Consider the following 7,504-nt stretch of genomic DNA (forward strand, 5'->3'; position numbering starts at 1 on the left):
GGGATCTCGGGTTCGACCAGGACGATATGAAACATAGGCCCGCATTGTCGCCTTGTGAGTCACTCCGTTCGGGCGATCACGAGCCCGGTGATGTGGGCGGCCCCGGCCGAGCGCAGCGCCCGGGCGGCGGCAAAGAGCGAGGCGCCGCTGGTCATCACATCGTCGACCAGCACCACCCGGGCGCCTTTGAGTTTTGATAGCTGCAAGGGCTCCACCGCAAACGCATCATTCACACTGTCCAGCCGTTCGGCGCGTTTAAGCGAGCTCTGCGGCGGCGTGTCTTTGATGCGCAGCAGCAGGCGGGCGTCGGTTTTTTCGGGAGCCAGCAGCCGGGCAAGGAGCAGCGCCTGGTTGAATCCGCGCGACTTCAGGCGCTCAGGTGACAGCGGCATCGGCACCACCACATCGGCGGCATCCAGCGCGGGCTCAACCCAGGGTGTGCTGCGCAGCAACAAGGCAAAAGCACTGGCCCTACCGGGGTTGTTGTTAAATTTGAAGCCCACGATCAAGTCCGACCACGGAAAAGCATAAGTCACTGCCGCCAGACACGCATCCAGCGGAGGCGCTTGTTTGATGCACACGCCGCACTGGCGCACCCCCGCCGGCACCGGCAAGGCGCAGGTCGGGCAGCGCGACTGCGGTTGGGCGAAGCGGCTGACGCAAGCTTCACACACCGGTTGCGACGGCCAGGCGTAGCACACCAGGCACTGACTGGGGAGCGCGGCCAACAGCCTTGAAGTGAATCCAGAGAGCATCTTCTCAATATACTCTCGCGACTTCACCTAGGCGCGCACCATGACACCCCAGCTTCCCCCCACCATCGACCCTCAAGCCGCACGACGCTGGCAACACATGCCCGCCAGTGCCTCCCCCTGGCTGCACGAAGAAGTGGCCCGGCGCATGGAAGAGCGACTGGAGTGGATTAACTTGAAGCCGCAAAGCTGGGCCCATTGGGCGCCGGTGCGGGGCGGGCTGGAAGCGCAAGCCTTGCTCATGCGTCGCTATCCTGACTCCAAGTCTTTTATGGCTGAAGCCCAGGCAGATCGTGTGCAGTATGCTTCTAAATCAATAGCAAAACCCTGGTGGCAGCCGGCCCGCTGGACGGGCACGGCTCCCGCCGTTGAGATGCCGGGCGAAGGCGCGGTGCAGATGCTGTGGGCCAACATGGCGCTGCACATGGCGGCCGACCCGCAAGCCTTGATGGCCCAGTGGCACCGGGCTTTGGCGGTCGATGGCTTTGTAATGTTTTCGTGCCTCGGGCCAGACACTCTGCAGGAGCTGCGTGGGTTATATCAATCACTGGGTTGGCCCGCGCCCGCCCATGAGTTCACCGACATGCACGATTGGGGTGACATGCTGGCTGGCGTAGGTTTTGCCGAGCCGGTGATGGACATGGAGCGCATCACCCTGACGTTTGAGTCGCCCCAGCGCTTGCTGGAAGAGTTGCGTGGGCTGGGTCGCAACCTGCACCCGCAGCGTTTTACGGGCTTGCGCGGACGGCAATGGCGCGAAAAATTGCATCAATCACTGGCGCAAAAACCACTTCAATTAACCTTTGAAGTGATTTACGGCCATGCCTTCAAACCGGCCCCGAAACTCACTATGCGTGCCGAAACAGTACTTTCTTTGGATCAAATGCGAGAAACATTGCACCAACGCAAAAGTTATCCCGGTAATCCTTGAGAAAAGGGCTTGACATTATGGAAAACCCTTAAAAGTTGCCTGGGCTACAATCCAAAAATTAAGGACGACCAAGACACTGCGGGAGATTCCTGCGAGCATGGTTCTGTCCAGTCAGATTTGGTTAATTTGAGGCAATGGAAAAGTGGACATGATGAAAAGCATTTTCAATAAATTGACTGGTTTGATGCTGGCAGCCAGCGCCTGGGCCGGCACAGCTCTGTTTAGCGCAGCCCATGCCGTGAGCGATCTGGCGGGTGGCCCTTCGGTCAACCAACTGAATTTGCAAATGCCGGCCACCAAAATTGCCGAAGACCAGGCCTGGCTTCATTGGTTCATGCTGATTTTGTGCACGGTTATTTTTGTCGCCGTGTTCGCGGTCATGTTCTATTCGATCTGGAAGCACCGCAAATCGGTCGGTCATAAGCCCGCCAACTTCCATGAGTCGGTGACCGTGGAAATTATCTGGACCATCGTCCCCTTCGTCATCGTGATCCTGATGGCCTTGCCTGCCACCAAAGTGGTGGTGGCGATGAAAGACACGACGAGCGCAGACATCACCATCAAGGCCACAGGCATGCAGTGGAAATGGGGTTACGACTACCTCAAGGGCGAAGGCGAGGGCATTGGTTTCATCTCGGCGCTGGATGCCGATCAGCGCGAAATGTCCAACAACGGCGGCCCCAAGGCCGGCGAGGTGGTGAATGACTACCTCCTGAAGGTCGACCACCCTCTGGTGGTGCCCGTCAACAAAAAGATCCGCATCATCACCACAGCCAATGACGTGATTCACGCCTGGATGGTGCCAGCTTTTGGTGTGCAGCAAGCCGCCATTCCCGGCTTTGTGCGCGACACCTGGTTCCGTGCCGAAAAAATCGGTGACTTCTATGGTCAGTGCGCGCAACTGTGCGGCAAAGAGCATTCCTACATGCCGATCCACGTGAAAGTGTTGTCGGCCGAGGATTACTCCAAGTGGGTGGCGGTAGAGAAGGTCAAACTGGCCGCCAAACTCGATGACCCGAGCAAGGTCTGGACCGCTGAAGAGATCACCGAGCGCGGTGCCAAGGTCTATGCCGCCAACTGCGTGGCCTGCCACCAGGCCAACGGCAAGGGTGCCGGTCCGATCAAACCGCTGGATGGTTCTGCCGTGGTGCTGAATGCAGACAAGAACGTGCAACTTTCGGTGCTGCTCAATGGCCGTGTGGCGTTGGGCATGCCCTCCTGGAAGCAGCTCAGCGACACTGAAATCGCGGCTGTCATGACCTACACCAAAAATAATTGGTCCAACAAGACCGGCCAACTGGTTCAGCCAGCTGACGTGACTGCTGCCCGCAAATAAAGCTAAGGAATTTGAATGAGTGCCGTTCTAGACCACCCTGCCCATCCCGCTCACCCGGCCCACGACGACCATCACGACCACGGTGCGCCTGCGGGCTGGCGCCGTTGGGTGTTTGCGACCAACCACAAAGACATTGGTACTTTGTACATGCTCTTCAGCTTCACGATGCTGATGATTGGTGGCGTGCTGGCGCTGATTATTCGCGCTGAACTGTTTCAGCCGGGCCTGCAGTTTGTCAATCCGGAGTTGTTCAACCAGTTGACCACGATGCACGGGCTGATCATGGTGTTTGGCGCCATCATGCCGGCCTTTGTCGGCTTTGCCAACTGGATGATTCCGCTGCAAATTGGCGCCTCCGACATGGCGTTTGCGCGTATGAACAACTTCAGCTTTTGGCTGATGATTCCAGCGGGTCTGTTGCTCGCCAGCTCTTTCTTCATGCCTGGTGGCGCGCCCGCTGCCGGTTGGACGCTGTACGCGCCGCTGACCCTACAAATGGGGCCGAGCATGGACACCGGCATCTTCGCGCTGCACTTGCTGGGCGCGTCGTCCATCATGGGCTCGATCAACATCATCGTGACCATCCTGAACATGCGCGCGCCCGGCATGACGCTGATGAAAATGCCGATGTTCTGCTGGACCTGGCTGATTACCGCCTACTTGTTGATTGCCGTGATGCCGGTGCTGGCCGGTGCCATCACCATGACGCTGACCGATCGCCACTTTGGCACCAGCTTCTTTAACCCCGCAGGCGGCGGCGACCCGGTGATGTACCAGCACATTTTCTGGTTCTTCGGTCACCCTGAGGTTTACATCATGATCTTGCCGGCCTTCGGCATCATCAGTCAGATCGTGCCGGCATTTGCCCGCAAGCGCTTGTTCGGTTACGCCTCGATGGTTTACGCTACCTCCAGCATTGCCATTTTGTCGTTCATCGTGTGGGCGCACCACATGTTCACCTCCGGCATGCCAGTAACGGGTCAGCTGTTTTTCATGTACGCCACCATGCTGATTGCCGTGCCGACCGCAGTGAAGATTTTCAACTGGATCGCCACCATGTGGCAGGGTTCCATGACGTTTGAGACGCCCATGCTGTTCGCAGTCGGCTTCATCTTTGTGTTTACCTTGGGTGGTTTTACCGGCCTGATTTTGGCCATGGCCCCGATTGATATCCAGATTCACGATACCTACTACGTGGTGGCACATTTCCACTACGTGCTGGTGGCGGGTTCCTTGTATGCCTTGTTTGCTGGTTACTACTACTGGTCACCCAAATGGACTGGCGTCATGTACAACGAAAAACGCGGCAAGATCCACTTCTGGTGGTCGCTGATTTCGTTCAACGTCACGTTCTTCCCGATGCACTTTTTGGGACTGGCCGGTATGCCCCGTCGCTACGCAGACTACCCGATGCAGTTTGCTGACTTCAACGCCATTGCCTCGGTCGGTGCGTTCTTCTTCGGCTTTGCCCAGGTTTACTTCTTCATCTTCGTGATTTTGCCCACCATGCGTGGCCAAGGCGAAAAAGCACCGCAAAAGCCTTGGGAAGGCGCTGAAGGCCTGGAGTGGGAGATTCCATCGCCTGCACCGTTTCACACCTTTGAGACGCCGCCCAAGCTCGATATGACGGCCACCAAAATCATTGCCTGATAGCTGAAACGGAGCAAGACCCATGATGACGCCTGAACAAAGAAAAGCCAATCTGAAAACCGGACTGATCCTCGCCTCGGTGGCGGTGGTGTTCTTCGTCGGTTTCTTCGCCAAGATGTACCTGGAAAGCCGCTAGGTCATGAATCTTCAGCGCGAAAATTTCCGGATGGTGCGCAAACTGGCCGTGATTGCGGCCTTGATGTTTGCCTTCGGATTCGCGCTGGTGCCGATTTATAAATCGATTTGTGAGATGACCGGTATCAACATCCTGGCACTCGGAGATCGCAACATTCCGGGTGCCACGCCGTCGATGCCGACCAACACGCAGGTCGACACGAGCCGAACCATCACGGTGGAGTTTGATGCCAACTCGCAAGGCCCTTGGGATTTCAAGCCCGCGCAGCGCTCGCTGCAGGTGCATCCGGGCGAGATGGCCACGGTGATGTACGAGTTCAAGAATGTGCAAAACCGGCGCATGTCGGCGCAGGCCATTCCCAGCTATGCACCGGCGCAGGCCGGCCCGCATTTCAACAAGCTGGAGTGTTTTTGTTTTAGCCAGTACACGCTGGAGCCGGGTGAAATGAAGTCATGGCCGGTGGTGTTTGTGATTGACCCTAAACTTTCCAAAGATGTGAAGACGATCACCTTGTCCTATACATTTTTCGAGGTAGGAGGCAAGACCCCTGCCGCCCCGGTGGCGGAGGTGACTGCACCAGGGCATGCCGGAGTGGGCACATGAAGCCCTCGTTTTGGCGCAGCGTCAAGATGGTGGCCTGGTCGTTTTTTGGAATTCGTAAAAGTAGTGAGTCGCAGGAAGACATGGCCCGCGTCAATCCCTTTCACATCATTGTGGCGGGCATTGCCGGGGCCGGTATTTTTGTCATTGGTTTGATAGTGCTGGTGAAATGGGTTGTCGCCAAATAAGGCGCTGACCCCACCGTTTGGAAATATTGAAGAGAACCGCAAGGAATGGAACTGACATGAGTTCAACAACACACGCTGCAACGCCGTATTACTTTGTGCCCAGCCCGTCTCGCCACCCCGCGATGGCTGCTTTGGGTTTGTTTTTTGTCATCCTCGGCGCCGGTCAATGGGTCAATGGGGCCGACTGGGGCAAGTACTCGCTGGCCTTTGGCATGGCCGTGTTTCTGGGCGTGCTTTTCCAGTGGTTCAGTGAAGCGGTTCGTGAGAGTGAAGGCGGCCAGTATGGCCACAAGGTGGACTTGTCCTACCGTTGGAGCATGAGCTGGTTTATCTTTTCTGAGGTGATGTTCTTCGGAGCGTTCTTCACCGCCCTTTGGTGGGCGCGGGCGCACTCGGTGCCGGCCTTGGGCAGCCTTGACAATGCGCTCTTGTGGCCTGATTTCAAAGCAGTCTGGCCTAGCCTCGCTGCAGGGGCTACCGGCTCACCCGCAGGCATCATCGAGCCCTTCCAGACCATGACGCCGTTTTGGCTTCCGACCATCAACACTGCTTTGCTTTTGAGCTCTGGTGTGACGCTGACGATTGCGCACCACGCCCTGATTGTGGGCAACCGGGGCAAGACGCTGGCCTTCATGTGGATGACGGTGCTGCTGGGCATTGTGTTCCTGACCGTGCAAGGTTACGAGTACTACCATGCCTACCATGAGATGAACCTCAAGCTCACCTCCGGCATTTACGGCACCACTTTTTACATGCTGACCGGTTTCCATGGTTTCCACGTTTTTGTGGGCATGCTGATGCTGCTGTTCATCACCCTGCGTTTGCAAAAAGGTCACTTCACGTCAGAGCGTCATTTCGGCTTTGAAGGGGCGGCTTGGTACTGGCACTTTGTGGACGTAGTCTGGCTCGGTCTCTACGTGCTGGTTTACTGGTTGTAACCAATAACGCAGTCGTAAAAGGGCACCGCAGGGTGCCTTTTTTACTGCCCTGACGTAATGCCGGTAGGATGAAGGTAGCCGAGTTTCCAGCCCAGCAAAATGCTCACAAACAACAGGATTGAAATACCTACCCGCATGGCCAGTGCAAAGGCCATTTTTTGTTGTCTGGATTTGCCGCTGCTATTGCTCCGCATCATGAAAAACAGGGCGCTCGCCAAGCTGGCAATGATGGCAAAAAATGCAAGAATAACTAAGTACTTCATGAATTGGATTATCTCGTGAATGCACGCTGGCGGTTCTGGCTGATCACATTAGGCACGGTGCTGGCGGTGTTGTTGACGCTCGCGCTAGGACGTTGGCAGTTGTCACGCGCAGCCCAAAAACTAGCCATTCAAGCCAGTATTGAGCAGCAATCTGCTTTGCCAGGTTTGACCGACAAGAACTTGCTGGGGCTGGCTGATCCGAAAACAGAGGTCAACCGCAGCATCGTCTTAAAGGGCACCTGGCTGGCACAACACACGGTGTTTCTGGACAACCGCCAGATGAACAACAAGCCCGGCTTGTATGTGGTGACGCCCCTGCAGTTGCAAGACAGCACGGCGGTGGTGGTTGTTCAGCGTGGTTGGGTGGCACGTAATTTTCTGGACCGTAACCAAGTGCCGCAAGTAGAAACACCGGCGGGCCTGGTGCAAATCCAGGGGCGCATTGCCCCAGTCCCTTCCAAGTTATACGAGCTCGGCGGCCCGGAATCGGGGCGCATCCGGCAAAATCTGGACATGGTGCGTTTCAGTGCCGAGTTGGGTTTGCCTTTGTTGCCGGTATCGGTGCAGCAAATGGGTGCGGCTTCGGAAGGCTTGCTACGTGAATGGCCCGTAGTCAGCACCGGCGTCGACACGCACTATGGCTATGCCTTTCAATGGTTTGCGCTGAGCGCACTCCTCACACTTCTTTATGTCTGGTTTCAAATTGTTAG

General features: G+C 56.7%; 10 protein-coding genes. 8 read left to right on the forward strand and 2 right to left on the reverse strand.

Annotated features, from left to right (window positions below):
- Positions 1-59 precede the first annotated feature (59 nt).
- Positions 60-755: a ComF family protein gene (locus WCG50_RS15915; protein WP_336900577.1), complete on the reverse strand. Its 696-nt coding sequence runs from the start codon at positions 753-755 to the stop codon at positions 60-62.
- Positions 756-795: 40 nt separating this feature from the next.
- On the opposite strand from WCG50_RS15915, the gene WCG50_RS15920 reads away from it, so the two are divergent.
- The 7 genes from WCG50_RS15920 (at position 796) to WCG50_RS15950 (ending at position 6,531) form a co-directional block, all read left to right on the forward strand.
- Positions 796-1,683 (forward strand): biotin synthase, encoded by an 888-nt coding sequence (locus tag WCG50_RS15920; RefSeq protein WP_336900578.1) that lies wholly within the window; start codon positions 796-798, stop codon positions 1,681-1,683.
- Positions 1,684-1,834: 151 nt separating this feature from the next.
- Entirely contained in the window at positions 1,835-3,019 is a 1,185-nt protein-coding gene (gene coxB, locus WCG50_RS15925; protein ID WP_336900586.1) for a cytochrome c oxidase subunit II, read from the forward strand.
- 15 nt (positions 3,020-3,034) lie between these two features.
- Positions 3,035-4,669: a cytochrome c oxidase subunit I gene (ctaD, locus tag WCG50_RS15930; RefSeq protein ID WP_336900579.1), complete on the forward strand. Its 1,635-nt coding sequence runs from the start codon at positions 3,035-3,037 to the stop codon at positions 4,667-4,669.
- Between the two features lie 22 nt (positions 4,670-4,691).
- Complete coding sequence (locus WCG50_RS15935) at positions 4,692-4,805, forward strand: cytochrome oxidase small assembly protein (RefSeq protein WP_336900580.1); 114 nt, start codon at positions 4,692-4,694, stop codon at positions 4,803-4,805.
- A 3-nt stretch (positions 4,806-4,808) separates the two neighbouring features.
- Entirely contained in the window at positions 4,809-5,408 is a 600-nt protein-coding gene (locus tag WCG50_RS15940; protein WP_336900581.1) for a cytochrome c oxidase assembly protein, read from the forward strand.
- A complete protein-coding gene (locus WCG50_RS15945; protein WP_336900582.1) occupies positions 5,405-5,593 on the forward strand; it encodes a DUF2970 domain-containing protein in 189 nt (62 codons plus the stop codon). Before WCG50_RS15940 ends, WCG50_RS15945 begins: the two co-directional genes overlap by 4 nt.
- 56 nt (positions 5,594-5,649) lie before the next feature.
- The gene (locus WCG50_RS15950) at positions 5,650-6,531 is read left to right on the forward strand and encodes a cytochrome c oxidase subunit 3 (RefSeq protein WP_336900583.1); all 882 of its coding nucleotides are present in this window, start codon (positions 5,650-5,652) and stop codon (positions 6,529-6,531) included.
- A 41-nt stretch (positions 6,532-6,572) separates the two neighbouring features.
- Here WCG50_RS15950 and WCG50_RS15955 read toward each other — a convergent pair whose 3' ends face one another.
- Positions 6,573-6,794 carry a twin transmembrane helix small protein gene (locus WCG50_RS15955; RefSeq protein WP_336900584.1) on the reverse strand — a complete coding sequence of 74 codons (222 nt, stop codon included), beginning with the start codon at positions 6,792-6,794 and terminating at the stop codon, positions 6,573-6,575.
- A gap of 15 nt (positions 6,795-6,809) precedes the next feature.
- On the opposite strand from WCG50_RS15955, the gene WCG50_RS15960 reads away from it, so the two are divergent.
- The coding region (locus WCG50_RS15960; RefSeq protein ID WP_336900585.1) for an SURF1 family protein at positions 6,810-7,504 on the forward strand (695 nt) is incomplete at its 3' end.

Source organism: Rhodoferax sp., from assembly GCF_037143375.1.
Classification (GTDB): domain Bacteria; phylum Pseudomonadota; class Gammaproteobacteria; order Burkholderiales; family Burkholderiaceae_C; genus Rhodoferax.

What these genes read in the sequence shown, in the direction of transcription:
- WCG50_RS15920 (WP_336900578.1), top strand. Translation starts at nt 796, where the DNA reads ATGACACCCCAGCTTCCCCCCACCATCGACCCTCAAGCCGCACGACGC.
- WCG50_RS15950 (WP_336900583.1), top strand. Translation starts at nt 5,650, where the DNA reads ATGAGTTCAACAACACACGCTGCAACGCCGTATTACTTTGTGCCCAGC.
- WCG50_RS15955 (WP_336900584.1), bottom strand. Translation starts at nt 6,794, where the DNA reads ATGAAGTACTTAGTTATTCTTGCATTTTTTGCCATCATTGCCAGCTTG.
- WCG50_RS15935 (WP_336900580.1), top strand. Translation starts at nt 4,692, where the DNA reads ATGATGACGCCTGAACAAAGAAAAGCCAATCTGAAAACCGGACTGATC.
- ctaD (WP_336900579.1), top strand. Translation starts at nt 3,035, where the DNA reads ATGAGTGCCGTTCTAGACCACCCTGCCCATCCCGCTCACCCGGCCCAC.
- WCG50_RS15945 (WP_336900582.1), top strand. Translation starts at nt 5,405, where the DNA reads ATGAAGCCCTCGTTTTGGCGCAGCGTCAAGATGGTGGCCTGGTCGTTT.
- WCG50_RS15915 (WP_336900577.1), bottom strand. Translation starts at nt 755, where the DNA reads ATGCTCTCTGGATTCACTTCAAGGCTGTTGGCCGCGCTCCCCAGTCAG.
- WCG50_RS15940 (WP_336900581.1), top strand. Translation starts at nt 4,809, where the DNA reads ATGAATCTTCAGCGCGAAAATTTCCGGATGGTGCGCAAACTGGCCGTG.
- coxB (WP_336900586.1), top strand. Translation starts at nt 1,835, where the DNA reads ATGAAAAGCATTTTCAATAAATTGACTGGTTTGATGCTGGCAGCCAGC.